The sequence below is a fragment of the Planococcus chinensis genome, from assembly GCF_020071995.1.
GTDB lineage: Bacteria > Bacillota > Bacilli > Bacillales_A > Planococcaceae > Planococcus > Planococcus chinensis_A.
The window spans coordinates 58,600-85,392 of sequence record NZ_JABWTK010000009.1 but is presented as its reverse complement, the minus strand read 5'-3'; the positions used below and the strand labels follow the sequence as shown (position 1 = coordinate 85,392).

General features: G+C 47.0%; 27 protein-coding genes. 13 read left to right on the top strand and 14 right to left on the bottom strand.

Translation table 11 applies throughout. The annotated features are described in order from the left end of the window. Positions 1-94: 94 nt before the first annotated feature. Positions 95-1,711 (bottom strand): ABC1 kinase family protein, encoded by a 1,617-nt coding sequence (locus HU147_RS14870; protein ID WP_224076960.1) that lies wholly within the window; start codon positions 1,709-1,711, stop codon positions 95-97. Between the two features lie 101 nt (positions 1,712-1,812). Here HU147_RS14870 and HU147_RS14865 point away from each other — a divergent pair, with 101 nt between their 5' ends. Both HU147_RS14865 and HU147_RS14860 read left to right on the top strand, forming a co-directional pair. Continuing rightward, a complete protein-coding gene (locus tag HU147_RS14865) occupies positions 1,813-2,589 on the top strand; it encodes an enoyl-CoA hydratase-related protein (protein ID WP_224076959.1) in 777 nt (258 codons plus the stop codon). Between the two features lie 242 nt (positions 2,590-2,831). Beyond that, positions 2,832-3,155: a DUF5658 family protein gene (locus HU147_RS14860; protein ID WP_224076958.1), complete on the top strand. Its 324-nt coding sequence runs from the start codon at positions 2,832-2,834 to the stop codon at positions 3,153-3,155. A gap of 77 nt (positions 3,156-3,232) precedes the next feature. On the opposite strand, the gene HU147_RS14855 is transcribed toward HU147_RS14860, so the two are convergent. The 7 genes from HU147_RS14855 to HU147_RS14825 all read right to left on the bottom strand — a co-directional run bounded on the left by HU147_RS14855 (position 3,233) and on the right by HU147_RS14825 (position 12,474). Then, entirely contained in the window at positions 3,233-5,209 is a 1,977-nt protein-coding gene (locus tag HU147_RS14855; RefSeq protein ID WP_224076957.1) for a S9 family peptidase, read from the bottom strand. A gap of 154 nt (positions 5,210-5,363) precedes the next feature. Further along, entirely contained in the window at positions 5,364-6,917 is a 1,554-nt protein-coding gene (locus HU147_RS14850) for a fatty acid--CoA ligase family protein (RefSeq protein ID WP_224076956.1), read from the bottom strand. Positions 6,918-7,015: 98 nt separating this feature from the next. Continuing rightward, on the bottom strand, positions 7,016-8,953 hold the full coding sequence (locus tag HU147_RS14845) for an ABC transporter permease (protein ID WP_224076955.1): 1,938 nt from the start codon (positions 8,951-8,953) through the stop codon (positions 7,016-7,018). Beyond that, the gene (locus HU147_RS14840; RefSeq protein ID WP_036808067.1) at positions 8,925-9,698 is read right to left on the bottom strand and encodes an ABC transporter ATP-binding protein; all 774 of its coding nucleotides are present in this window, start codon (positions 9,696-9,698) and stop codon (positions 8,925-8,927) included. The genes HU147_RS14845 and HU147_RS14840 overlap by 29 nt, the downstream gene beginning before the upstream one ends. Beyond that, the gene (locus tag HU147_RS14835; RefSeq protein ID WP_224076954.1) at positions 9,601-10,704 is read right to left on the bottom strand and encodes a sensor histidine kinase; all 1,104 of its coding nucleotides are present in this window, start codon (positions 10,702-10,704) and stop codon (positions 9,601-9,603) included. Before HU147_RS14835 ends, HU147_RS14840 begins: the two co-directional genes overlap by 98 nt. Further along, entirely contained in the window at positions 10,704-11,408 is a 705-nt protein-coding gene (locus tag HU147_RS14830; RefSeq protein ID WP_224076953.1) for a response regulator transcription factor, read from the bottom strand. Before HU147_RS14830 ends, HU147_RS14835 begins: the two co-directional genes overlap by 1 nt. Before the next feature lie 73 nt (positions 11,409-11,481). After that, on the bottom strand, positions 11,482-12,474 hold the full coding sequence (locus HU147_RS14825; protein ID WP_224076952.1) for a lipoate--protein ligase: 993 nt from the start codon (positions 12,472-12,474) through the stop codon (positions 11,482-11,484). A 143-nt stretch (positions 12,475-12,617) separates the two neighbouring features. Between HU147_RS14825 and yhfH the strand changes: the two genes are divergently transcribed. Next, on the top strand, positions 12,618-12,740 hold the full coding sequence (gene yhfH, locus HU147_RS14820) for a protein YhfH (protein ID WP_224076951.1): 123 nt from the start codon (positions 12,618-12,620) through the stop codon (positions 12,738-12,740). Between the two features lie 275 nt (positions 12,741-13,015). On the opposite strand, the gene HU147_RS14815 is transcribed toward yhfH, so the two are convergent. The 4 genes from HU147_RS14815 to hemE are packed head-to-tail and all read right to left on the bottom strand — an operon-like array spanning position 13,016 to position 16,955. Then, positions 13,016-13,486 carry a FixH family protein gene (locus tag HU147_RS14815; RefSeq protein ID WP_224076950.1) on the bottom strand — a complete coding sequence of 157 codons (471 nt, stop codon included), beginning with the start codon at positions 13,484-13,486 and terminating at the stop codon, positions 13,016-13,018. Between the two features lie 4 nt (positions 13,487-13,490). Beyond that, positions 13,491-14,921 (bottom strand): protoporphyrinogen oxidase, encoded by a 1,431-nt coding sequence (gene hemY, locus HU147_RS14810; RefSeq protein WP_224076949.1) that lies wholly within the window; start codon positions 14,919-14,921, stop codon positions 13,491-13,493. A gap of 25 nt (positions 14,922-14,946) precedes the next feature. Continuing rightward, the gene (hemH, locus tag HU147_RS14805; RefSeq protein ID WP_224077017.1) at positions 14,947-15,879 is read right to left on the bottom strand and encodes a ferrochelatase; all 933 of its coding nucleotides are present in this window, start codon (positions 15,877-15,879) and stop codon (positions 14,947-14,949) included. Between the two features lie 29 nt (positions 15,880-15,908). Continuing rightward, the gene (gene hemE / locus HU147_RS14800) at positions 15,909-16,955 is read right to left on the bottom strand and encodes a uroporphyrinogen decarboxylase (protein WP_224076948.1); all 1,047 of its coding nucleotides are present in this window, start codon (positions 16,953-16,955) and stop codon (positions 15,909-15,911) included. Between the two features lie 205 nt (positions 16,956-17,160). Between hemE and HU147_RS14795 the strand changes: the two genes are divergently transcribed. The 3 genes from HU147_RS14795 to HU147_RS14785 all read left to right on the top strand — a co-directional run bounded on the left by HU147_RS14795 (position 17,161) and on the right by HU147_RS14785 (position 19,972). Next, the gene (locus HU147_RS14795; protein WP_036808027.1) at positions 17,161-17,670 is read left to right on the top strand and encodes an antibiotic biosynthesis monooxygenase family protein; all 510 of its coding nucleotides are present in this window, start codon (positions 17,161-17,163) and stop codon (positions 17,668-17,670) included. A gap of 57 nt (positions 17,671-17,727) precedes the next feature. After that, positions 17,728-18,720, top strand: a complete 993-nt coding sequence (locus HU147_RS14790) for a sodium:calcium antiporter (RefSeq protein ID WP_224076947.1) — start codon at positions 17,728-17,730, stop codon at positions 18,718-18,720. A gap of 85 nt (positions 18,721-18,805) precedes the next feature. Then, on the top strand, positions 18,806-19,972 hold the full coding sequence (locus HU147_RS14785) for an amidohydrolase (protein ID WP_224076946.1): 1,167 nt from the start codon (positions 18,806-18,808) through the stop codon (positions 19,970-19,972). 37 nt (positions 19,973-20,009) lie between these two features. Here HU147_RS14785 and HU147_RS14780 read toward each other — a convergent pair whose 3' ends face one another. Together HU147_RS14780 and HU147_RS14775 are read right to left on the bottom strand one after the other, a co-directional pair. Next, the gene (locus HU147_RS14780; protein ID WP_224076945.1) at positions 20,010-21,209 is read right to left on the bottom strand and encodes an ABC transporter permease; all 1,200 of its coding nucleotides are present in this window, start codon (positions 21,207-21,209) and stop codon (positions 20,010-20,012) included. Then, the gene (locus HU147_RS14775) at positions 21,193-21,942 is read right to left on the bottom strand and encodes an ABC transporter ATP-binding protein (RefSeq protein ID WP_224077016.1); all 750 of its coding nucleotides are present in this window, start codon (positions 21,940-21,942) and stop codon (positions 21,193-21,195) included. Before HU147_RS14775 ends, HU147_RS14780 begins: the two co-directional genes overlap by 17 nt. Positions 21,943-22,047: 105 nt before the next feature. On the opposite strand from HU147_RS14775, the gene HU147_RS14770 reads away from it, so the two are divergent. The 7 genes from HU147_RS14770 (at position 22,048) to HU147_RS14740 (ending at position 26,372) form a co-directional block, all read left to right on the top strand. After that, positions 22,048-22,479, top strand: a complete 432-nt coding sequence (locus HU147_RS14770) for an HIT family protein (protein WP_224077015.1) — start codon at positions 22,048-22,050, stop codon at positions 22,477-22,479. 104 nt (positions 22,480-22,583) lie between these two features. Further along, positions 22,584-23,114: a tryptophan transporter gene (locus HU147_RS14765; protein ID WP_224076944.1), complete on the top strand. Its 531-nt coding sequence runs from the start codon at positions 22,584-22,586 to the stop codon at positions 23,112-23,114. Between the two features lie 126 nt (positions 23,115-23,240). Next, complete coding sequence (locus tag HU147_RS14760; protein WP_053166625.1) at positions 23,241-23,639, top strand: YtxH domain-containing protein; 399 nt, start codon at positions 23,241-23,243, stop codon at positions 23,637-23,639. Positions 23,640-23,868: 229 nt separating this feature from the next. Then, on the top strand, positions 23,869-24,441 hold the full coding sequence (locus HU147_RS14755; RefSeq protein WP_224076943.1) for an HTH-type transcriptional regulator Hpr: 573 nt from the start codon (positions 23,869-23,871) through the stop codon (positions 24,439-24,441). A gap of 92 nt (positions 24,442-24,533) precedes the next feature. After that, complete coding sequence (locus HU147_RS14750; protein WP_224076942.1) at positions 24,534-25,079, top strand: DUF3267 domain-containing protein; 546 nt, start codon at positions 24,534-24,536, stop codon at positions 25,077-25,079. Between the two features lie 60 nt (positions 25,080-25,139). Then, positions 25,140-25,325 (top strand): hypothetical protein, encoded by a 186-nt coding sequence (locus HU147_RS14745; protein WP_036807986.1) that lies wholly within the window; start codon positions 25,140-25,142, stop codon positions 25,323-25,325. A gap of 159 nt (positions 25,326-25,484) precedes the next feature. Further along, positions 25,485-26,372, top strand: coding sequence for a peptidylprolyl isomerase (locus HU147_RS14740; protein ID WP_224076941.1), 888 nt, complete (start codon positions 25,485-25,487; stop codon positions 26,370-26,372). Positions 26,373-26,793: the final 421 nt, after the last annotated feature.

Below are 26,793 nucleotides of genomic sequence, written 5' to 3'. Positions count from 1 at the left end.
TGTTCTCATTTTTAATTCTACTCTGAAATGGCTAAATTGCAAGGCCTGCATAAAAAAATCTGTGCCCGCAGAGGCACAGATTTTTTGTTTCATTTTATTTAATTGAACGATACGTCCATAAGGAGCCTGCAAAAAATATGCCGGACACCCAGATAAGCGGTTCATGGGAAAACCAGACAGCCGTTGAAATGCCGAGGAACGACAAAAGCGTGAAGATACCTGCGAACATGCGGCTCTGCAAGTTCCGCTGATGCTCCCGCTCGCGGCCGTCCCGGTTTTCCAGGTAATGGCGCATCCGTTCCGGTTCTTCCAGGTAATTGATTACTTTCTGCGGGAACACCCGCAAAGGCCCTGAAGCATTCAACACCCAGCGGAGAACATCCGCGCGGCCAAACACACGCTTTTCTTCCTGTTGGGAAGATGCCCATTCGATCACGCGCGGTCGTGCCAGCGCCAGCAAGTCGATTCCCGGATCCAGTACATTCAGCACACCGACAAAAATGGAGGCTGCCCGGCCAAAGAAAGCAAACTCAGCCGGAAGCTGTACAGGCTGGGTGCGCACAATATTCTGCAGGTCTTTGAACAGCCGCTCCACCACGAAGCTGTCCATCTGCATCAATTCGTTCGATTCATAAGCGGCAACTAAGCGGGCGATGGTATCTGCCAACAGCTCGCGGTCGGCCTGCGGCAGCAGAAAACGCAATTCTTCAAGCGCATCAAGCACTTGATCATAATTTTTGAAGATAATGCCTTCGGCAATCCGCAACACCGCCTGAGAATCCTTTTTTGTGATGGTGCCGGTCATGCCAAAATCGATCAGCACAATCGTGCCGTCCGGTTTCAGCAACATATTGCCGCCATGCGGATCAGCATGGAACTGCCCGCCGTAGAGGACCTGCTCAAGAAACAGGATGAACAAACGCTCTGCAATTTCATGGCGGTCAAGTTCGTTTTTTTCAATAAAGGCCAGATCGGTTATGCGTGCGCCTTCAATCCATTCCATCGCCAGTACACGGCGGGTCGATATTTCATCAAAATAAACCGGGAAGCGGATGCCTTGCATTTCGGAAAAACGGTCTGCGAACGATCGTCCGCTTTGCAGTTCCTGCAGGAAATTCAGTTCGGCTCCGATGGTCTCGGTCATTTCCCGGAACAATTGCGTGAAATTGATTTGCTTTGAAAGCGGCGTAAAGGTCTTCATAAACCAAATGACAATGCGCATTGCCTGAAAATCTGCCCGCAGCAGCCGGTCGGTTCCCGGCCGCTGGACTTTCAGCGCTACAATCGTGCCATCTTTCAATACACCTTTATATACTTCTCCGATGGAAGCCGAAGCGACAGCACTTGCCGATAACTCAGACAAATAGCTGGTATAAGGGGAATTCCATTCCGATTCAAGAACGGAAATGATTTTTTCCCGTGCCACTGAAGGCACACGGTCGGTCAGCCCTTCCAATTCCTCCAGAAATGATGGGGGCATGATATCAGCCCGGGTGGACAAGAACTGTCCCATTTTAATCATCAAGCCGCCCAATTTTAGGGCAAGCGTCTTGTATTGCTTCGCTTGCTTGGTAACCAGCCGGTTCCACTTCTCCTCAACCATAGGATTCCACCTGCCGCGATACCGGCGCTGAAAAAGCATCGCTTGCGTATAAAATTTAATCGCCATATAGACGATTCGATAAATGCGGATAAACGTGATACGGTTCATACAGAAATCCCCTCTCTGCGCTTTATTATAGAGCGGGTTGGCGGAATAGTCCAAAAAATGGTATGTTTTTAATGGATGGAACGATACTAAGGGGGATGGAAATGGACACAATTCATTATGAACAACACGGCAATCTGGCATTTGTCACGTTAAACCGGCCGGATTCCATGAATGCTTTCAATTACGACATGCTGGCGGAACTTGGCCAAGTGGTCGAATCAATCCGCATCAATCCGGATATCCGCGTCGTGATTTTTACAGGGGCTGGTGAAAAAGCGTTTAGCGTCGGAGCGGATTTAAAAGAACGCAAAACGCTGACTGAACAACATGTAAAGCGCAATATCTTTAAAATCGGTGAAGTGTTTACCACCATTGAAAATTTGCCGCAGCCGACGATCGCCATGATGAATGGCTTTGCCTTCGGCGGAGGGATGGAACTGGCGCTGGCCTGTGATTTCCGCATCATTGCAGACGATACACTGCTCGGTTTGACTGAAACCAGCCTTGCCATCATTCCGGGAGCCGGCGGCACACAGCGGCTGCCGCGTTTGATTGGAGAATCCAAAGCAATGGAATTGATTCTGACGGCGCGCCGCTTAAAGCCGGCGGAAGCCTTGGAATACGGGCTTGTTACCAAAGTCGCGCCACGCGCTGAACTGGTCGACGTTACCGCCCAATTTGCTGATATGATGCTGGCCAACGGGCCGATCGCTTTGCAACAGGCGAAATTTGCCATCAAGAACGGCATGAACGCGGACTTGCAGACGGGCTTGAATATCGAACGAAAAGCTTACGAGCTGACCATTCCGACTGAAGATCGGGTGGAAGCCCTTATGGCGTTCAGCGAAAAACGGAAACCTGTGTTTAAAGGCAAATAAGTGCGAGTCACAAAACAAACGAAGAAGGAGCGCCTCTCAGAGGCGCTCCTTCTTTTTCTATGCATTTAAAACTCCATTAAGCAGGTTCTATGAACTACTTAATATAAAATTTTTCTAAATATGAAATTTTTATAGTCTAAAGGGTCTAACACTTAAGTCGATTGGGTATCTCTTTTAGTAACGTCTAAAAATCAGAGAACCTTATTGTTTTTATCAGAACAATTATACGCAGGAGGTGACATATGGCTGCACTTGAACAAAGCACTCCTTTAAAAACCCCAATTTGGACGCTTGGCATTTTAAATGTCTTGGATGGCATCCTGACTTTCCTGGGCCTCAGCTTAGGATATATAACAGAAGGCAATCCTTTACTGAGCTCCTTTTCGCCATTCGTCATTTTAACAATTAAGCTGTTCTTATCGCTATGCCTGTTCAGTCTGCTTTTAACGCCTTTCATTGCCATCCGGGCCCGCCACTGGCGCTATCTGCTGCTATCTGCAAATGTCCTCTACTCCATGATCCTTATCCTTCATGCCAGCTGGCTCATCCTCGTCGCCATTGCCTAATGCACCTTGCTTCATATCAGTTTATTTGCATAAAGAAGACGCCCAACAGCAGTTGGGCGTCTTCTAGCTTTTGTTCCTTATAGGTATTTCTCCATCCAGCCGGCAATTTGCTCAAGGCGGGCAAAGCGCAGGTTCGGTTTTCCAGTGCGTGACAGGTTGTGGTCCGCTTCCGGGAAACGCACGAACTCGGTTTCTTTGCCCATGCTCTTCAACGTTACATATAGTTGTTCCGACTGCTCGATCGGGCAGCGGAAATCGTTCTCCGAATGAAGAATCAGCAGAGGTGTCTCTACGTCTTTTGCATATTTCAGCGGCGAATGGTGCCATAAGGTCTCGACATCAGTCATGTCCGCACCGATTTGCCAATCGCTGAAGTAATAGCCGATGTCTGAGACGCCGTAAAATGAAACCCAGTTGGAAATTGAACGCTGCGTAACGGCTGCTTTAAAGCGATCGGTATGTCCGACAATCCAGTTGGTCATAAAGCCGCCGTAGCTGCCGCCGGTCACTCCCAGGCGATCTTCATCGATCCAGCTATGCTGTTCCACGATTCCTTCAAGCGATTTCATGATATCTTCATAATCGCCGCCGCCGTAATCGCCTCGCACGGCATCGACGAACTCCTGGCTGTAGCCGTGGCTGCCGCGCGGGTTGACGTACAATACGCCGAAACCACGCGCCGCGAGCACCTGCATTTCATGGAAGAACGTATTGGCATACATGGCATGCGGACCCCCATGAATGTTAACCACAAGCGGATACTTCTCGCCCTCTTTAAAGCCGCGCGGTTTCATGAGCCAGCCGTGGATAGTCCACCCTTTTGCACCATCTGCGACAATGGCCACCGGCTCAATCAATTCCGTTTCTTCCAGATAGGTTTTATTAAACTCGGTTAATGGTTCCCGTTCTCCAGTGGAAATTGTCACCTTGTACAATTCGCCGGGATTGACCGGATCGCTGATTGCCGCTACTGCAAACACGCCATCTCTTGAAACATCATAGCCGTAAATATGTTCCATTTCGGGAGAAGCCGGGTAAATTGCCCCGTCAAGCGAAGCAAAATACAAGCGGACATCGCCCATTGTGGAGACTTGGAAATACAGATGGTCATCTTGTGTCCATACCATAGCCGGTGCTGATGCCCCTTGCTGATGATCTGCTACCACATAATCGCCGACCGGTGCATCGAGCCCTTCCGTCAAGCAGACGATTGATTGCTGCGCTGCATCGTATACGTAAATATCGGTATGTGACGCATTCTCAAATTGGCGCGTGCTGCCGACAAAAGCAATTTTCGAATCGTCGTGTGAAAAGGCCGCATCGCCGTAATACCCCTCTTTATCAATCAGCGGCGTTTCTTTTTTCGTTTCCACTTCGTACAGGTAAAGCGGCTGGCGGAAAACAAAATCCACATTCTCTTCGCGCACGACGCCGTATACCAGTTGGTCCCCTTTGTTTGATACGGCTTCCAAGTTGTAATCATAATTGCCTGCTGTAAGCTGCTGCACTTCTTTCGTGTTAAGGTCAACCACACCGATATGGCGGTGGAAATCCATTGGCACTAAGCCTATGCCATCCATTTTGTATTTGAGCTTGCTGACGAAAACCGGCTCCGGGTTTTTCTTTTCTTTTTCGTCTTCTTTGTCGGTAAACGTTTTGCCTTCTTTGGCCAATGCATTAAACCAGATTTTTTCACCGCACGGCGACCAGAAGAATCCGTTGACTCCTTTTTCAAAATCCGTCAATGCCCGTGCTTCGCCGCCTGTTGCCGGCATGACGTACAATTGGTTTTTGTCGTCGCGCGTCGATAAAAACGCGACATACTTGCCATCTGCCGACCAAGCAGGCGAAGAAACGCGTTCTTTGCCGTATGTCCATTGCGTCACTTTTCCGCTTGCCAAGTCCACGTGATGCAGATGCGCTGTATATGTATTTTCTTCTTCATCAATATGGGTTCGGATAAACAATGCTTTCGAGCCGTCCGGTGAGATTTGTGGATCTGTTACAGAAACCAGTTTGCTTAAGTCTTTAATTTCTACCGCATTTTTTGCCATTGTAAATCCTCCTACAAAATATATTTCGAAATTCGCAATACTTCCTTCTTTACTATAAAGAAAAGAGTCAGTCTTTTCAATCAAATTCAAAACAAAAACGGTTCCGGCTTTATGTGCCGAAACCGTTAATGCTCTCTTCTTCTCCAAATAAGGATTATTTATTCAGCGCCTGGTCTTTTAGTGAACGGCGCAAGATTTTGCCGGTGGTGTTTTTCGGCAGCTCCTCTAAAACCTCAAAATGCTTTGGCACTTTATATTTCGCCAGGTGTTCTGCACAATAGGTGCGCAGGTCTTCAACAGTCAGTGCATCGTCTTTCAAGACCACATAGGCATGGACTTCTTCTCCGAAATTCGGGTCAGGCAGCCCGACTACTGCCGCTTCGACCACACCCGGATGGGCAAACAGCACTTCTTCGACTTCACGCGGATACACATTGTAGCCGCCTACAATAATCATATCTTTTTTGCGGTCGACAATATAGAAGTACCCTTCTTCATCGACACGCGCCAGATCTCCCGTATACAGCCAGCCATCGCGAAGAGCCGACTGGGTTTCTTCCGGCATCTTGTAATAGCCTTTCATGACGTTCGGACCGCGGACAACCAGTTCGCCGACTTCGCCGACCGGCACTTCTTCTCCCAGTTCGTCGACCACTTTGTTTTCAACATTGATGATCGAAGTTCCGATCGAACCGGCTTTCCGCTCGCGGTCAACCGGGTTAAAGCAAGTAACGGGTGAAGCTTCGGATAAGCCATAGCCTTCTGAAATGCGCACATTGAATTTTTCTTCAAAATTGTGCAGCAAAGCGACCGGCATAGCTGAGCCTCCAGAAATGGCAAGGCGCACCGAGTCAAAATCAGCCGGCTGAGCATCCGGGAACTGATACATGAAATTGAACATTGTCGGCACACCCGCAAATACCGTAGCTTTTTGCGATTTGATGGCTTCGAATACTTCTTTCGGATTAAAGCGCGGCACTAAGATGATTGTCGCCCCTTGCAACAAAGGCGCGTTTACAACAACTGTCAAAGCAAATACGTGGAATACCGGAAGCGTAGCAACCACCCGGTCTTCAGGGGTCACCCCTAAATAAGCGCCGACATCGCGCGCATTCGAATAAAGGTTGTCATGCGTCAGCATGGCTCCTTTCGGTTTCCCCGTTGTTCCAGAAGTATACAAAATAACAGCATTGTCGTCTCCCTGAACTTCCACTGCCTGCTCAAGAGAACCGGGCTGGCGGATCAGTTCCGAGAATGCACGGACTTTTGCTTTGGCATCAGCCGGCAATTCAGCGATTTTGGCCACTGTTTCCGGAGCGGTTTCGCAGATGACAAAAGCGGAAACCTTCGGAAGGGCTGCATGCGCTTTCTCCACAAGCGGAAGAAGTGCATCCAGAGCAATAACTACTTTAGCATCGCTGTCTTTCAGTATGTAAGCGATTTCATCCGGAGTATAGATTGGATTGATCGGAACAGCCGTCGCTCCTACCCGCATCGTTGCATACAAAGAAATCAGGAAATGTGGTGTATTCCCCAAAAGAAATGCGACGTGATCCCCTTTTTCTACCCCAAGACTCTGCAAAGCAGCTGCAAATTTCGCAACAGATCCTTCAAACTCCCCGTACGATGTATCTTTCCCCATAAAATGATACGCCGTTTTGCTTGGATTTCTTGTAGAAATCTCATGAACATATTGACTCAAACTCATCTTCCATCCCTCTTTCGTGTTGAATGAATACTCATTCATTATTTACACTATATTCATTATAAAATAAATGTTCAGACAATACAACAAGCATCGTAAAATTACGATGCTTGCAGATGGGCAATATAACGCCAGCGTATTAAAAAGAAGTAAAGAATTTGAGCCACCGTAAATCCGCTCAGCACGAGGACCATTTCGCCAAGGATCGACAGTTCGGCAAATTCGTCCCACACCACTTGAAGCGAAATGAAAGCAAATGTGCTGTGGAGCAAGGCAACGCCCCACGGCAGGAAGAACTGGGGAACGAGCTGCCGGTTGACGATTTTCCGGAGCTCTTTTTCCGTCATCCCAAGGCGCACCAAAAGCGAATATTGCTTCCGGTCGCGTTCAAGCCCCGTATACAATTTAAAGTAAATAAAGCTTCCCGCAGCCAGCAAGAACACCGCTGCTACCATGACTCCGATAAACAGCAGAATGGCAAACGATGATTTAAAGCGCCGATAGTCTTCACCAGGGTTTTCAAAGAAGAAATTAACGCCGCTGAAATCTGCAGCAGCGGCTGCTTGCTCCATCTTTTCTTCCAATTCCCCACCGATGGCAATCGTCTCTTCCCATTCCGGTACATCGAACGCATAATACGTGAATGTCGACTCCCCGGGGCCATAGCCAATCAGGGGCTGATCGATCGCTTCATAATCCTCGTCGTTAACAATGATGCTGTTTAAATTTATCGTATGCCCCGGAAACATCAGCCGCGGATAAACTTCCGCAATGGAAAGTTCGATGCCGCTTTCCACCAATGTGGTTTGTACATTGCTGTTTTCCAGCTCTTTCAGTGAATCCCTGGAATAAGGGATAAAAATTCCTTTCCCCTTCTCCGGGTAGACTGGCTCGAAGCCAAGCGAAAAGGCCAGCCGGTTAAATTGCTGCGCCGGGAAAATGTCCACATCGTTTCCGGTAAAAGCGGACGTTTGGCGTTTGATCGACAGCGGCACGACATCGTAAGCCAATTGCTTTTCTTCCAGTTGCAAAGCCAATCTGTCCACATCTGCCTGTTCTGATTCATTGCCGTTAAATGAAATATAAATCAAGCCGAGCGGATTGGATTCCCGGAAGTCTCCGGTATAGGACATAAACGAGGCCAGTGTCCCTACCGTCAAAAACGCCACCGTCGAAACGATCGTTACGATGAAGAACATCTGGGCACTGTCTTTCAGCTTCACTGAAGCTTCCGCCAAAGAAATGAGCCGCGTCTTATGCCAATAGATGCCTTTTCTTCGTTTGTACAGGTTCAGCAGCGAGTGGATCGAATGGGTGAAAAACAGATACGTGCCAAGCGTGGCAAGCGGCGGAATGAGGGCGGCCATTTGATAAACCGTCTGGTCCGTGACCACTGAAGCCAAAATATAAGCAGTTAATAGTAGAGCGACGCCCAGGATCGACAGTCCTTTTGAAATCCCTGTCACTTCATCCGTCTTCCAATAGCCCTGCAGCAAATCCAGGATGCCTTTTGTCCGGATAAACGACACACTGATAACGGAGATGATGATGAACAAACTGGCAAAAGCCCCAATCGTCAAAGCAAAGGGCTTCCACGATACATACAAAGGAAGCGATTCCAGCTGCATGATTTCGCGGCCGATCATAAAGAAGAATTTCGAAAAAGCAAAGCCGAAAGCAATTCCAGCCACTGTTGAAACCGCCCCGAGAATCATCGTCTCAAAAAAGATCATTTTGTTCAGTTGCTTTTTGGTCATGCCCAAATGCATGAGGATGCCAAACTCTTTCGACCGGGCCTGCAAAAAAGCGCTCATCGAATAGAACAGGAAAAACAGCGTGAAGATATACAAGACGATTTCTGCGATGAACATGCCGCGGACAGCCAGTTCCTGCAGCCCATCTTCTTTAAAAAGCGGATGGAAAATAAACATCGAATACACAAAAAACACCATAACGGAAAATACACTGGCCAGAAAGAACGCGGCGTAGCTGCGGCGGCTCCGTAAGACATTATGGTAAGCGAGTTGCCGAAAGGTCATTCACGTTTCCTCCAAGCAAGGATAGAACATTCAAGATTCTTTGATAGAAAGTCTGGCGGCGTTCATCGCCATAGATTTCATTGAAAAATTCCCCGTCTTTGATGAACAGCACCCGGTCGCAGTAGCTGGCAGCGATGGGGTCATGCGTCACCATCACAATGGTCGCCCCTTCGTTGGCACTGACTTTCGATAATAAATCCAGGACGTCCCGTGAGGCTTTTGAATCCAGGTTCCCGGTCGGTTCATCGGCCAGAATGATGGCCGGCTTGTGGATCAATGCCCGGCCGATTGCGGTCCGCTGGGCTTCCCCGCCGGATATTTCATTCGGTCGCTTATGGAGAATGGCCGTTAAATCGAGCCGTTTGGCAAGTTCCAATACACGCGTCGCCATATCGTTGATCGGCACATAATCCAGCGTCAGCGGCAGCACCAGATTTTCTTCCACTGTCAGCATCTGCAGCAAATTAAAATCCTGGAACACAAAGCCAAGTTTGCGCCGTCTGAACAGCGCCAGTTCATTTTTGTCCAGGCGATGGGGATTGACGCCGTCGATGAGAATCTCACCGGCAGTCAGCGAATCGATTGTTGAAATCAAGTTGAGCAGCGTTGTTTTTCCGCTGCCGGAAGGGCCCATGACAGCCAGAAATTCACCTTTTTCCACTTCGAAGCTCAGTTGATTCAACGCCCGATGGGTGACCTTCCCTTCGTACACTTTCGTCACTTCGTCGATCTTCAATAACGACATCGTCTTGGCCTCCTGTTGTTGAGTCTTGGTTGAAGAACGATACCGATACGGCAGTTCCTTGTCCCCGTTCCGAGGAAATTGTCAGCTGGTGGCCGAGTTTATCGCATACTTCTTTTGCTAAATACAAGCCCATTCCCGTAGACTCCCCCGTTTTCCGCCCGTTTTCCCCTGTGAAAAAGGCTTTCGTAATGCGCGGCAAATCGGAGGACGGAATGCCGATTCCTTCATCCCGAACCGTCAAAACGGCGTTGCCGTCTGCACATTCGGCATGGAGATACACTTTCTTGTTCGGTTCAAACGTATATTTTAAGGCATTTGTTAAAAACTGCCCCACGATAAACTTCATCCATTTCCGGTCAGTTGCCACAACGCAGTCTTCGGCCATGTCGATTTCCGGATACACGCGCTTGGAAATAAACAAGCGCTTGTTTTCTGTGACGATTTCCGCGACCATGGCGCGCAGCGAGACTTGTTCGATTTGCATATCGTCTTCAAATGTATCCAACCGTGCATTCATCAATACGGTATCGAGACCCGACTTCAACCGGTCCACTTCTTCACGGACACTGTTTTTGTCGAGTTCCCCTTCTTCTTGAAGCAATAATTGCATAACCGATAAAGGGGTTTTCATCTGATGCACCCATTGGTTCATGAACTGCAGATGGCGGTTTTGGGAAGCATAAAGCGCCTGCGCCTCGTTCTGGTAAAGCCGGTACAATTCCTGCAAATACTTTTCGCTTTGAAGCTGTTCCGGAGACCGGGCTTCATGCTGAATGGCATGTTCCATCCGGTCCGGAACCGCCAGAATCTTTTGGTAGAAATGATACCGCTTCACAAACCGGGCTGCTAAAAAAGTGACGACCAGCAATGTGCTAATGACAAAAGAGTAAATCGCCGTATCGACGTTCCGGAAGCCGTCGAGCCAGTACAGCGCCATGATGAACGCCACCAGCACGACTTGGAAAACGATAAACGCAGCATGTTCTTTAAAAAACAAGCGAAACATTACAGTTCCTCCTCATGGATCAGCAAACGATAGCCTGATCCCCGGACCGTTTCAATGGAAGACAACACTTCATAATCCGCCAGTTTCTTCCGCACACGCGTCATATTGACGTTCAGCGTATTTTCGTCTACAAAAGCCTGGTCATCCCAAAGCTCTTCCAGCAGCTGCTCCCGCGTCACCACTTTCGGGTATTGGGCCAATAGCAATTCCATGATGGTGCATTCTTTTTTCTGCAAAGGAATGATTGCAGACTTTACATGAAGCTCCATCCGTTCAAGAAACAGCGAGATGCGCCCTGCCTTTACTGAACGTTCTTCCTGCTTCGGAGCATATTCCCCGTAGGCTCTGCGCAAATGGCTTCTTATTTTTGCAAGGACGATTTCGTAATGGAAAGGTTTCGTGATAAAATCATCCCCGCCATTTTCCAGGGCAAACACCTGGTCCATTTCCCCTGATCTCGCGGATATGAATAAAATCGGACAAGTGGATGTTTGGCGCAATTGGCGGCACCAATAATATCCATCGTAAGAAGGCAAATTGATATCGAGCAGAACCATATGGGGATCAAATGCCTCAAACTCTTCAAGAATGCGGTCGAAATCTTTTGCAGTTTCCACATCGTAATGGTATTTCCGCAAAGTCTCGGCCAGCATCGCCGCTATTTTCAAATCATCTTCCACGATGAAAATTCTTTGAGCTGCCATATTGATTCCCCCTTTCCTGTTTCTTTTCATTTTAACAAAAGAGCCTGCTCGATAGCAGGCTCTTCATGAATTCTTAATAAATTAATTTCAGGAATTCTTCTTTCGTGATGCCGCCAAGATAAGTCGGGATATCAAATCCACTGATGGCTTCGTCGAGTGAAGCACGTTCATATTTAACGCCGGTAATGGCTTGTTCGATTTCCGCCACATCGCCGACGCCGAAAAAGTCGCCGTAAATATTGGCATCTTTTACGATGCCATTTTCAACTTGCAGGCGCACATCAATGCCGCCGACCGGGAAGCGGTGTGAATGCTTCACATTGAACTTAGGCGATTTCCCGTAGTTCCAGTCCCAGTTGCCGTAGCGCTCTTTTGATAATTGGCGGATATTTTCCCAATCCTGATCCGTCAATTCCCAGTACCGGATGTTCTCTTCTCCATCAAATAGTGAAGCCAGGATTGCCGAACGGAATTCTGTAACCGTCATCGGTTCTTTCAAGAACTCTGAAATATTCGCGACGCGGCTGCGAATCGACTTGATGCCTTTGGACTCAATTTTTTCTTTGCTGACTTTTAAAGCCGATACTACTGCATCCACTTCTGTATCAAACATCAAGGTTCCGTGGCTGAACATGCGGCCGCGGGTGGAGAATTGGGCGTTGCCTGAAACTTTGCGCCCTTCCACCATCAAATCATTGCGTCCGGATAGCTCGGCATTGACGCCGAGGCTCTGTAAAGCTTGTACCACGGGCTCAGTGAACTTCCGGAAATTGCGGAAACTGTTGCCGTCGTCGACTGTGATAAAGCTGTAATTCAAGTTGCCGAGGTCATGGTAGACAGCGCCGCCGCCGGACAAGCGGCGAACAACGTGAATGCCGTTTGAATCCACATAATCGGTGTTGATTTCTTCAGCTGTGTTTTGGTTTTTCCCGATGATGATAGAAGGTTCATTTATGTAAAACAGCAAAAATGGATCTTTTTCTACATCCATCGTTTTTAACAGGTATTCTTCAATTGCCAAATTGATGCGCGGGTCGGTAATGCCTTTATTGTCTACGAAATACATAATTTCTCTCCTTTGAAATACATACTCCCTTTAGTTTAACGGATTTTTCAAAAAAATTCACGTTTAGGGTTGACGAATGCAAACTGTTATAATACAATTCAATAAAGAATCACAGTACTATAACAAAAGGAGCTGGAATGGATATGGAAAACGTAGTGGAATTTTTCAAGAACCTGCCCGCGAAACAATGCTCGAATTGTGGAGAAAAGATCGAAGAACAGCATGAATGTTATGGTAGCCAATGTGAAAAGTGCGACGAATTATAAACATACATAAAAGAAGCGGACGCTGCCAATAAGCGTCCGCTTCTTTTATTTGTGCCTGAACACTCCCAGCAGCTGTACCAACATCTGTATCATACAGCCCGATGTGTCAGCGAAACTGTTCTTTTTCTTCATCTGGCATGGGTCATATACCAGTAGCATGTGTCTTATCCAAAGTGGCCGGCCCGGTTGGTTTTATCGTATCGCTATACATTTTATTTAGACTTTGTCTACAGACTGAAGCCAGCTGCGTAAACGCAGCCGGCTCTTTCCTCATTTTAGTGACCGGAATGGTCTCCCATTTTGTCCATGCCTTCTGCGTCATCGCTGTCATCCGGTTCGACAGATGCAGGATCCGGATTGCCTACAGTGATTTCCTGTTTCGGCATCACGTGAAGGCGGCGTGCGCTGGTATGCGCCTGAATCAAGTAGACGCCTTCTTCTTCAAAGGCGGTCTCGGCTTCATAAACACCGTCTCCTGTATGTTCCGCTTCAATCATTTCACTGCTATCGCGGTGTCCCGACTCCCAAACTTCATAAACGACTTCATCTGCATCTTCGACAGCCTTATCGCCTTGCGTAACCGTTGCCGACAACACGACTTCCCCAGTCTGTTCCACTGTTTGCGGCGTATTGATCTCCACCACAACTTCTTCCAGTGAATTGCCGGTTCCGGCTGAATCGGCTTCTTCACTGCCGCATGCCGCTAACAGCATGAGCGGCAATGCCAGCCCAATCAATTTCTTCATAGTGCTACCTCCGCTTTTCCTGTTCCAATTGGCAATTCCCAAGAATTTGCTGCGCCGCTGCTTTGCCTTGAGCTACACAGCCTTGCAAGCCAAACCCTTCAAATGAACTGCCGATAATCTGAACCATGGGAAAGTTTTTCTCTACTTCTCTGCGTGCTTTTTCCACACGCTCTTTATGTCCAACCAGATATTGCGGCATCGCTTCTGACCAGCGCGAAACAATTGTGAATTCCGGATCTGCTTCAATGGCCATCGCTTTTTGCAAATCTGCCAAGACCGTTTTTTCAATTTCTTTATCCGATAATTCCACTACGGCTTCGTCACCGACACGGCCAATAAACGCTTTAAACAGCATTTTGCCTTCCGGCGTTTGTGATGGCCATTTGCAATGCGAAGCAATGCATGCCGTGATGGAAAGGTCGCTGTTTCGTGCCACGACGAATCCCATGGCCTGATCCGCGAATTCGCGGACCGCTTCAGCCGGAAACGCCATGGACACAGTTGCAACTGAAGTTGCCGGCATCGCTTTTAACTCTTCCAATAAACCGTATGGCTCAAATAAGGGCTGGACTTTCGTATGAGGAAGCGCAAAAATGACGTCATCCACCACCAATGTCGACTCATTATTCAGCTTTAAAACAGCTTTGCCATTGTTTTCTGCAATTTGTACCACTTTAACGCCTTTTAGTACCGTGCTGCCGGACAGTTCTTTTTCAATCGCAGACACCAGCGTTTCCAATCCATTCTTAAACGAACGGAAAACGCCTTTTTTATTAGTGGTGTATTCGTCGGGGCAAATCCGTTCGGCTTTTTTCATCCCATAAATCAGGCTGCGGTGCTGCTGCTCGATTTCCTGGAATGCCGGGAAAGTGGCGTCTAAACTTAAGCGGTCGATGTCCCCGGAAAAAAAACCGGAAAACAGCGGTTCAATTAAGTTTTCCACGACTTCATTGCCGAAACGGCGCCGCACAAAGGGACCGACCGGCTGATCCGTTGTTTTTTTGGATTTGGGCAGAATCAAGTCGACTGCCGCTCGGACTTTGCCGCTCCAGGAATACAACGCCGAAGCCAGAAACGGTCCAACAGCTGTCGGAACGCCCATCACCGAGCCTTTCGGTACAGGATGCAGTTTGTCTTCCACCATGACATAAGTTTCCCCTGCACCGCTTTCCACCAACTGATCTTCGATGCCCAAATCCTTGACCAATGCATTGATATTTTTCGTACGGGAGAGAAACGAATCTGACCCACGCTCAATTACAAAACCGTCTTTGCGCAGCGTTTGGATTTTTCCGCCTAAGCGGTGCGTCGCCTCAATCAAGGTGACTTCCAATGAAACGCCATGTTCCTTCGCATGTTTTTGTAAATAGTAAGCAGCAGACAGACCTGTGATTCCTCCGCCCACGACTGCTACTTTTCGCGTTCGTTCCGCCACGTTTCGCCCTCTCTTTCGCTTTTCTTTATTTTTCAGCTAATTTTCTTAAAACGACGTCTGCCAATCCATCGATAAACAATGGCTGGACATTCGGCATTTCCGGACGTCTGTAAGTTGCGCCGATTTCGTCGCATACGACTTTACATTCGTAATCATTGTCGAATAACACTTCCAAGTGATCCGCTACAAAACCTACTGGTGTATAAACAAACGAAGTATAGCCTTTTTCGGTGAACAATTCACGAGTCAAGTCCTGAACATCCGGGCCAATCCATGGTTCCGGTGTCTGTCCAGCGCTCTGCCAGCCAACTTCCACGTTGTTGACTCCAGCAGCTTCAGAAACCAATACAGCCGTTTCTTTCAATTGCTCTGGATATGGATCTCCGTTAGCGATGATTTTTTCCGGCAGCGAATGCGCAGAAACAATCAGGCAAGCTTTTTCGCGTTCTTCTTCTGACATTTCAGCAAAAGCGGCGCTTACTTTTTCGCTCCAGTATTGGATGAATTTCGGCTCCGTATACCAGCTTTCCACTGAAGTCAGTGAAATGCCCGCTTTTTCAGCGGCTTCTGCAGCACGTCCGTTGTATGACTTAACTGAGAATGTTGAAAAGTGAGGAGCCAAAACGATCGAAACCGCTTCGGTGATGCCGTCAGCACGCATCGCTTCTACACCGTCTTCTACAAATGGCTCAATATGTTTCAAGCCAAGATAAACTTTGAATTCGATATCGTCTTGCACTTCATTCAAGCGGGCACCTAGTGCATCCGCCTGGTCTTGTGTAATTTTGGCAAGCGGTGAAAGTCCGCCAATCGCTTTATAGCGGCTGCGCAGGTCTTCCAGGCTTTCTTCGCTCGGTTTGCGGCCGTGGCGAATATGTGTGTAATAGCGTTCAATATCCGCTTCTTCATAAGGCGTGCCATACGCCATCACTAATAGTCCCATTGTCTTTTTCAATATAATCACCTCAAGAGAAATTTGTTGTTCGATTAAACGCGTGCTTTATGGGCAGCGCTGTATTCATGCACATATGAAGTCAATCGCTTAAGCGTATCCGGCTGAACTTCCGGGAACACGCCGTGGCCCAAGTTGAAAATGTAGCCGTCCTGCTGCATGCCCATATCCAAAATCGCTTTAACGCGTTCTTCGATAATCGGCCAGTCTGCCAGCAAATAAGAAGGATCGAAATTCCCTTGAAGGGTTTTCGTTAATCCCATTGCACGCGCTTCAGAGATCGGCAGGCGCCAATCAAGTCCGACAACGTCTACCGGAAGGTCATGCCACTCTTTTGCCAAATGGCTTGCACCAACGCCGAAAATGATCAACGGTACGCCTTCTGTACGAAGTTCCGAGAAGATACGGTCCATTACCGGTTTGATGAAAATGCGGTAATCTTCAACATTCAAAGCCCCTACCCATGAATCAAAGATTTGGATCACTTTCGCCCCTGCTTTGATTTGAGCTTTTACATAAGGAATGATTGTATCAGCAAGCTTGTCCATCAATAAAAACCACATTTCCGGCTGAGACACCATCATGGCTTTTGTTTTATTGTAGCTTTTCGAAGGGCCGCCTTCGATCATATAGCTCGCAAGCGTGAACGGTGCTCCGGAAAAGCCGATCAATGGCACATTCAACTGTTCCTGCGTCAAAATGCGGATCGTTTCTAGTACAAAATCCACATCTTTCTCCGGATTGATCTCACCCAAGCGTTCGATATCCGCCATCGTGCGGATCGGATTGTCGATGACCGGGCCAACTCCCGCTTTGATTTTCACATCTACGCCAATCGCAGGCAGCGGAGTGACGATGTCTTTGTATAGAACAGCGGCATCCACATTGTATTGGTCGACAGGAAGCTTTGTCACATACGCACAAAGTTCGGGTTGATGTGTAATTTCCTCTAGCGAGTATTTTTCTTTGATCTTACGGTATTCAGGCTGTGAACGGCCCGCTTGGCGCATGAACCACACCGGTGTGTGATCCGCTTTCTCTCCGCGCGCCGCCCTCAAAAAAGTATCGTTAAATTCAGTCATGTTGATAAACATCCCTTCAGTTCATTTCGTCCTACATTCTATATCCGTATTTCACTATAGACGCTCCGCTTTCTATTGTATAGATTCCTTCGGCAAATGTCATAAATTAGACGCTTATGCCTTCACCGGTTCGCCATTTTGTGTTTCAGCCCATTTATTGAGGGAACCATATATAATGAAAGTAATTGCTCAAGGAGGGATTTTGATGAATTTATTTATGACAACAGGCACTTATGATTTTATGAAGAAAATGCGCGAAAAGCACCCGAATGAAACGATGGTGTTGATGCAAGGCGAAAATACCACTTTGCTGCTGCATGAAACCGAAGGCAAAACCATCTTCCAGACGCCGCGCCGCTATGAAGTGGTGGACGGTACCGGCACCTTCAAAGAAAAAGGCTTTTTTGTTTTTAATAACATTCCGGTGACAGACGAAGGCCGGCCGATTTTTGAGCACCGTTTTAAAAACCGCGCCGGTGCCATCGAAAACGAGCCTGGCTATGTAGCATTCCGGGTGCTGCGCCCATTGGATTCCGATACGTACGTGGTATTGACCGAATGGGAATCACCGGCATTCTTTGAGAAATGGAAAGAATCGCAGGCTTTTTCGAAAGCACATGCAAAACCGGCGGAGAATGCCGGCGAGAAACGCCCGAACATTTTCTCCGGGGCTTCTTACATTACGACCTACAAAGCAAAACCGGAAGACGAATAAGGTTAAGCAAACCTCTTGTGCAAGAGGTTTGATACATAAGGATTAGGAGGAGAAAAATTGGCATTTGTTTACTTTATTCTCGCCGCTATTGTGACGGTTTTTGCTGCTGTCAAACTTTCACAGTACGCGGATGTTATTAGTGAAAAAACAACGATGGGCGGCATGATGGTCGGCACTTTGCTGCTGGCCGGAGCAACTTCGCTCCCGGAAATTTCCACCAGCTTTTCAGCGGCGGCCATCGGCAACGCAGATATTGCGGTCGGCAATATGGTCGGCTCCAATCTATTTAATTTGTTTATATTGGCAGCGTTCGATTTTTTGCTGCGCAGACGACGGATTTTGGAACGGGCATCCAGAGACCATATCTACACCTTGTTTCTTGGTTTGTTATTGACCGTCTTGGTCATTTTGGCGCTTTGGCTGCGGCTTGATGTATCCATTTTAGGGATTGGACTGGATGCCTGGATTATAGCGCTTGCTTATATCTTCGGAATGCTTGCGATCAACAAGCTGCCCAAATCTGAACCTGCGGCAACGCAAAGCCTGCCGCAAACAGAACCTGCCAACCCGAGTGCTGCCCTGTCTGCAAGGGCAGCGATTGCCAGATTCATAGTAGCGGCGGTCATCATACTTGGCGCCGGTACTGCATTGTCCATAACAGGCGACCAGATTGCGGTTATTACAGGCATTGGCTCAAGCTTTATCGGCAGTTTTCTGATTGCGGCCACCACTTCCCTGCCAGAAGCCATTTCCATTTTTATTGCGCTGCGTTTAGGGAATGTCAATATGGCGGTCGGAGCGGCCTTAGGCAGCAACATCTTCAACATGATCATTTTGGCGATTTCTGACCCTGTTTATACAGCAGGACCAATCCTGTCTGCCGTGTCAAATTCGCATATGATCATTGCCGTCGGCGTATTCTTTATGTCGCTGCTCGTGCTTTACTCGCTGCTTCAGAAAAAGACGATTTCCAACTTCAAATATGCGCTGCCGTCGGCAATTGTCATTTTGATTTATTTCATCGCTTCCTATTTGAATTTCACTTATTAAAAAAAAGAGCCGAGCGCTCTTTTTTTTATGCTATCATTTATAGTGGAACTATTTTGATTATTGGAAATTGAAAGGGGTTTACAAAATGATTGAAAAAATTTATGCCGAACTGGATTCAAGCTATGAAGAAATGGTAGACATACGCAGACACCTGCATATGCACCCTGAACCTTCTTTCAATGAAACAAAAACCGCTTATTATATCCGACATTTCTATGAACAACTTGGCGTTGAAGTAAAACATGGTGTTGGCGGCAATGGCGTAATTGCCACGATCCGCGGCAGCAAGCCGGGCAAAACCGTAGCGCTGCGGGCAGATTTTGATGCCCTTTCCATCCAGGACCAAAAAGAAGTTGCCTATAAATCGAAGATTCCGGGAGTGATGCATGCATGCGGACACGACGGGCATACCGCAACGCTTCTTGTTCTTGGAAAAGTGCTGCACACCTTCCGCAAAGAATTGAGCGGCACGTACGTGCTGATTCACCAGCATGCAGAAGAGCTGGCGCCCGGCGGAGCAAAAGCCATGATCGAGGCAGGCGCACTTGAAGGCGTAGATGTGATTTTCGGTACACACTTATGGTCTACGACGCCTTTTGGCAGAATCGATTACCGTGTCGGGCCGATCATGGCTGCAGCGGATTCGTTCGAGATTAAAATCCAAGGCCGCGGCGGGCACGGCGCCAACCCGCACGAAACCAAAGATGCCGTCGTGATTGGTTCCCAGCTCGTGACAAACTTGCAGCAATTGGTGTCCCGCCGCGTCGATCCGCTTGAATCGGCCGTATTGTCCGTCACATCGTTTGTTGCTGAAAATCCCTACAATATTATTGCGGACCAGGCCGTACTTGGCGGAACCGTCCGCACGTTTACGGAAGCCAACCGGGTCCTTATGGAAAAAGAGATGGCGCGTGTCATCGAAGGCACCAGCATTGCAACAGACAGCCTGTATGAATTCAACTTCATGCGCGGCTATCCGGCGGTTGTAAACCATGAAAACGAAACGCTGTATTTGAAAGAAATTGCGGCTGGTGTACCCGGCGTCGAAGAAGTTTACCACTGCGCGCCTCAAATGGGCGGAGAAGATTTCGCTTATTACCTAGAACATGTGCCGGGCACATTTTTCTTCACCGGCGCTATGCCGGACGGCGATGTTTATCCGCACCACCATCCGAAGTTCGACTTTAAAGAAGAAGCGATGCTCGTAGCCGCCAAAACTTTGGCGACCGCTGCACTGAATATGAATGAATGATAAAACCCCCGCCGATTAAACATCGGCGGGGGTTTCTTTAGTTCTTCTTCTTTCCAAAAGCCAGTGTAATAGCTGAAACAATTAAAATCACAGCGAAGGCAGCGAGCGCGATAAGCGGCTCTCCTGCTCCGATAAGGACGGCAGCGACCAAAATCGCCTGCAGCACTTGCATGACAATCACAAGCTTTCTCACCGCCCGCTCCCTGCTGAATTTTGTCAGCGGGAACAGGTTGTCCATCCGGAAATGCTGGGTCTGGTTCAGGCCTTGCCAAATTTGGATGGCGGAAGCAAAAGCGAGTGCGGCAGCGAAAATGATGACAGCCGCTGGAAACGGAATGAGCCACGCGCCTGCCATGGCAATGACGGTCAGCCTCACCCATAAATAGAACAATTCATCGGAACGGATAAATGTGCGCCAAACCAGGTAATAATGGGCATTTTGCGGCCCTCTCTTGATAAAACGGTAAACCCAATTCAACCAGGCCCGTTCTTTGATCTTCCCTTTTATATGGGGAACATCCGTAAAATAATTGGCGAACTGGTAAAAGCGCAGCATTCGGTTTTCTTCCAAACCTACAAAATGCTCATACGCAAACGGCTTTCCGGCCGCCTGCTGCTGCACCCATCTGCCATAAACGATGATGGCAAACAAAACCAATACGGCAATTAACAGATTGCTTGCGACATACAGGTAAACAAAAGCAAAAACCATTATGAACCGGACAAGCCGGTCCAGCCATGCCCGGTATCCTGCACGGGCTTTCCGGTAAGCAAACTCGGTCTGTATGTTCCACCATTTGAGCAGCAGCAGCAAAATCGGCAAGCCGATCAACAGCGAAGACGGCAACCCGTACAAAGCATTCACCATCGGCAAGGAAACAATAAACGCAATGACCGGCAAATACAGCTGCGAAAAGAATGTCCATTTTAATGCCGGCTTTAAAAATTGGTCCAATTGGCTTTCAAGCGGCAGAAAGTAAACCATATCCGCTTCTTTTAATAAGGTCGTCGGCGGACTGTAAGCCAGAAGCAGACCGAAGACGGCTGCCAAAATCCAGGCGCCCGGAAAATCAGGCGGTACGTTCTGCACCCATTCGCTGTACGCATAGCCAGCTGCTCCAATGGCGAAAAGCATGACAACTGCAATATGCCCGGTAAAGATATATTTTAAATAATTCTGGACTTCAATGGTGTATTTTTGAAGCCGGTTCGACCACACTTCATGCAAGTTCTTCATTTGCAGCATCCTCGGTCATCGCAATGTATAAATCGTCCAGTGAGGCATCCGGCATATTGAACGCCTTCCGCAAATCCGCCATCGTTCCCATCGCACGGATCCGCCCGTTGTGCAGCAGGATGATCCGGTCGCAGTAGCGTTCAGCTGTCGACAGGATGTGCGTAGACATCAGGACCGAAGCCCCTTTTTTCTTTTGCTGCTCCATTTGGTCCAGCAGCGATTTGATGCCAAGTGGATCGAGTCCGACGAACGGTTCATCGATGATGTAAAGCGTAGGATTCACGAGAAATGCGCTCATGATCATCACTTTTTGCCGCATTCCTTTTGAAAAATGGGATGGAAACCATTTCAGCCTTTTTTCCATGCGGAATTCCTTCAGCAATTCTGCCGACCGTTTTTCAAAGCGGACTGAATCCAGGTTGTACGCCATTGCAGTCAGCTCCAGGTGCTCGCGCAATGTCAGTTCCTCATATAATACCGGCGTCTCCGGAATGTATGTAAACGATGACCGGTAAGCATCCATATCTTCCTCAAAAGTTTTGCCGTTCAAGCGGATTTCTCCTGACTGCGGCTGCATGAGGCCGATAATGTGCTTAATGGTGGTACTTTTCCCTGCGCCGTTCAAACCGATCAACCCGACCAGCTCTCCTTTGTTGATAGAAAATGTTACGTCTTGCAGCACGGGCTTTCTTGTATACCCGCCCGTCAATGACTGGACTTCCAAAATAGCCAATCTAAACACCTCTTTCTTTCAAACTATTGTATCAAAATCGGCTGGCGATTTCTTTTCCGAAATCGAAATTATGATAAACTGGAAAAAATGGAAAGGATGATGACAATGACCGATTGTATTTTCTGCAAAATTATCAACGGCGATATCCCCAGTGTAAAAGTGTATGAAGACGAGCATGTCTATGCCTTCATGGACATCATGCCGCTTTCTAAAGGCCATACTTTGCTCATCCCAAAAACGCACCGCGAGTATGTATACGATTTAGCCCCGGAAGAAGCTGCAAATCTGTTTTCAGTAGCACCGAAGATTGCCAGCGCCATTAAAGAGACATTCGAACCGGAAGGCATGAACCTGTTGAACAACAACGGAGCCAAAGCCGGGCAAAGCGTTTACCACTTCCATTTGCACTTTATCCCCCGCTACGGCGCATCGGACGGTTTTGGCGCCAAGTGGATGACCAAGGAAAAAGAATTTACTGCCGAACGCATTCAGGAACTGGCCGAGCAAGTCAAACAAAAATTAAATCCGGACACTTGATAAAAAGTAGCGGACAGGATAGAATCAGTATAAGTTTTTTCGCCGGCGGCCAAGAGGGCACGTCCGGGAAAAGCAAATAGCCCAGAGCTGAGGAGAGATGAGAAATGAATACGAAAAATTTAGTTTTAATGGCGCTACTGGTCAGTGTCGGAGCTGCACTTTATGTGGTGATTCCAGGAATTAGCGGAGGAATGAAGCCGGACTTTATGTTGACAATGATGTTTATCGGGATTCTTTTGTTCCCGAATGTGAAATCGGTGTTCTTGCTGGCAGTCACAACCGGAGTCATTTCCGGATTGTTTTCTACTTTCCCAGGAGGATTTTTCCCGAATATCATCGATAAATTCATTACGGCGTTTGCCTTTTTCGCTTTTGTCTTGATCTTGAAAAAAGCGGTCGGTAAACTTCCAGTTGCCATTGCCCTTTGCGCAGCCGGCACGGTCCTTTCAGGAACCATCTTCCTGTCAGCAGCCATTTTCGTAATCGGTGCAGAAATTCCATTCGGCCTGCTTTTCACAACGGTCGTATTGCCAGCAATCGTGCTGAACGGCGTTGCTTTTGCGTTGATCTATCCGATTGTCATCCAGTTGGTTAGACGCTCAAAATTTGAAACAGCCGTTACAACTTCTGCATAAAAAAGGAGCTTTTCAGTGAGAAAACCACTGAAAAGCTTTTTTTAATTGAATAGTCGTTCATCTTTATGTTTTAATTAAGTGAAATAAAGGAAAAGAACGGTATAGGACGAAAGGGGCGTTTGGCCAATGAAAGCATCAACTTTTTTTATAGGACTTGCTACAGGGCTTGCGGCAGGAGCTGCAGCTACGCTATTTTCCACTCCCCAATCCGGGAAAGAGCTTAGAAGCTCAGTGAAAACTGCGTCTACGGATTGGAAAGAGAAATTATCGGATGTAAAAGAAAAAGTGAACGGTTTAAAAGAGTCAGTCGCTAAATTATCAGATGAAGCTAAAACCGTCGTTCCGGAAGCAACCGACGGCTTGAAAGATTCGCTTCAGGAATGGCAAGAAAGCACGGCTCCGGCAAAAGAGCATCTACAGCTTGAAATATTAGCGATCCAGAACGCAATCGAAGCGCTGCAAAACTCCATCACCAAAGACAAGAAAGACAAAAAAGATGATAAAGACGATGAAAATAATGATTAAGCTGCCTTGTGCAGCTTTTTTATTTTTCTTTTTTTACTTTCATCTTAGGTTTTTCACGCCTGGCATATCGATGGGCAACGGCTGGCCGCACCAAAAGTAACGCTCAATAAGCTTTTCCTTCTTAAGCCCGAAAACATATATTTAAATTTTTTTATTATTCACACTTCATTATGTTTTGCTTTACTGCTATAATAAAGAAAAAATATTTTGGGGGAAAGTGGGTGCTTTAATGAGTGAACAAAATTATACCTTCAAAGAAGCCATGCTGTTTAGCCAGCGAATAGGCCAACTGTCAAAAGCGTTATGGAAAGCGGTCGAAAAAGACTGGCAGTTATGGATAAAACCTTATGATTTAAATATTAACGAACACCATATTTTATGGATTTCCTATCATTTAAAAGGCGCTTCTATCTCCGATGTTGCAAAATTCGGAGTGATGCATGTCTCAACTGCCTTCAACTTCTCCAAAAAACTGGAAGAGCGCGAACTACTGGCATTCTCCAAAAGGGATACAGATAAACGCAATACATATGTGGAATTGACTCCAAAAGGAGAAGCCTTGATGCAGGAAATGATTGAGAAGTATCACGACACTCCCCATGCGGTCATCGATGGTTCGATGCCATTGAAAGAACTGTACGGGAAATTCCCTGAGTTCCTGGACATTATGGCGGTAATCCGCAATATTTATGGAGATGACTTTATGGAAATTTTCGAAGCTTCCTTTAAGAACATCGAATCAAAATTCAGTGAAGAAAATCAAATCATTGTGGCCACTGAAAAAAATGAAAACGCTCTATAAAATTTAATGCGAATCTTTATTGCATTTCCCAGCTATTCATTGTATTGTATGTATCGAATCAAAAGAGAAATCCACTTTTAGGAGATGCAAACATGCACTGCTGGAAAACCATTAATGTAAAAAAACAATACGGACTCGATCGTTTATATATCATGTCTGCACTTATTGCTTTGGGTGTCTTTATGAGCTTTTATATCGTATTGAACATTCTTTATTCCGATCCTTTGTCCGATCAAAACTTTCTATTATTCATCTGTGCTATTGTTGCAGTATATCCACTGCATAAATTGTGCCACTTCCTGCCGCTCGTCGGCTGCCGAAAATGCCTGAAACTGATTGTAAAAAAACAGCTGAAAGTATTGCCGAAGATTTCGCTCCACATCAGCGAACCCGTCAGCAAAAACCGATTCATCCTGACACTTGCCGCACCCTTCCTGTTGATCAACACGACCATCGTGGTGCTAAGCCTGCTGATGCCGGTTTACAGCCATTATCTTGCCATGCTGCTTGCTTACCATTGCGGCTTGTGTTTGACGGATTTGATTTATATGCGAAACTTGGCAAATTCGCCTAAAGACGCACTAATTGAAGAAACGGAAACCGGCTTTGAAATTCTCGTACCAGAAGTGATAGCCTAATCCTGCTTTTTCTTCCCGTCTTTGGTATACTAGAACCTAACGTTAGAGGGGAGGAAATTCATGATTATCGCATTTGTAGTGATGTTCTCTGTACTTTACTTATTCCAAATTAACCGTATGACATTGGCGCTCGTAACTTCCCGGGAAATTCCTGAAGAAAACCACCAGAAGATTTTCCGTACAATCAATATATTGATCACGATTTTATTGGTATCCTTGTACGTAGGCGTAGAATTTACTCCGTGAGTTCACTTGCCCTTGGCAACTGAACTTTTTTTTATCCAAATTTAAAAGCACGACGTTTGGCGGAGTGAAATTTTTCCTCTTTAAGGAAACTTTTTGATTTTTTAAACGTTTATGGTATAGTAACAACTGCATCTAGATAGAATGTTGGGAGCGAAAAAAATGAAGAAATCCATATTAACCCTTTCTTTGGCCGCATCTGTGTTGGCATTGGCTGCATGCAGCGACAGCGGTTCTGGCGATGAAGTCATCGTTGAATCGAAAGTTGGGGATATCACTCAGCAGGACCTTTATGAAGAAATGAAAACTTCTGTCGGCGATCAAGCGCTTCAAATCTTAATGATTGAAAAAGTGCTGGCTGATAATTACGAAGTGACAGACAAAGAAGTCGATGCGGAGTATAAAAAATCCGAAGAAGAAATGGGCGAAAGCTTTGAGCAATTCTTGGCCCAAAACAACCAAACCGAAGAAAGCTATAAAAAAGTTATTCGCTTGAACCTCTTGCAGGAAAAAGCATTGACTGACGGCGTTGAAGTATCGGACGAAGAAATCCAGGCTCAGTATGACCGCAAAGGTACTGAACTGAACGCACGCCATATTCTTGTAGCTGACGAAGAAACAGCAAACAAAGTAAAAGAAGAATTGGATGCTGGCGGCGATTTCGCGAAACTGGCTGAAGAATACTCTTCAGACACTGGTTCAGCTGCAAACGGCGGCAGCCTTGACTGGTTCGGTGCTGGAGCGATGGTCCCTGAATTCGAAGAAGCAGCTTATGCTTTAGAAGTTGACGAAATCAGCGAACCGGTTCAATCCCAGCATGGATTCCACATCATTCAAGTAACGGAAAAACGCGAAGTTGAAGATCAGCCTGCTCTTGAAGACCAAAAAGAAGAAATTCGTTCTGAATTGGCCGCTTCCAAAGCAGACCAGACAACTTTGGTTCCTAAAATCGCTGACATGATGAAAGAGGCAGAAGTTGAAATCAAAGATGAAGACTTAAAAGGCGCGCTTGATGAAATCATGAACGCTGAAGCTGCACCAGCTCAATAACTCATATCAAAGCCCCCGGCCAACTGGCTGGGGGCTTATCTTTTTATTTAGATTGAAGCCAGAGCATTAAAAAACTCCCGTTCGAATGAACGGGAGTTGAGCTTGGAGACAAAAGAATTTTTATGCTTGAAAGATGAGTTAACATACATTAGGACATACCGGATCCTCCGTTTCAGCCGGACGCGTTCCGCGGGCTTTCACTTTGGATCCTAAACGTGGAGGCTACCCAAAGATGTCGCTTCTCTTCTTCAACCAGAAGGTTGAGCGTTAATCGGATGATCGTTCACTTTCAAATGAAAGTAACACGCCCAACCGGTCCGGCCACGAAGACTCCTGTGGGAGCAGTGAAGGAGCAACGCGACTGAGCGACGAAAGCTGAAGACCCTGCAGGAACGTTAGTGACGAGGAGGCTGAAGCTGAG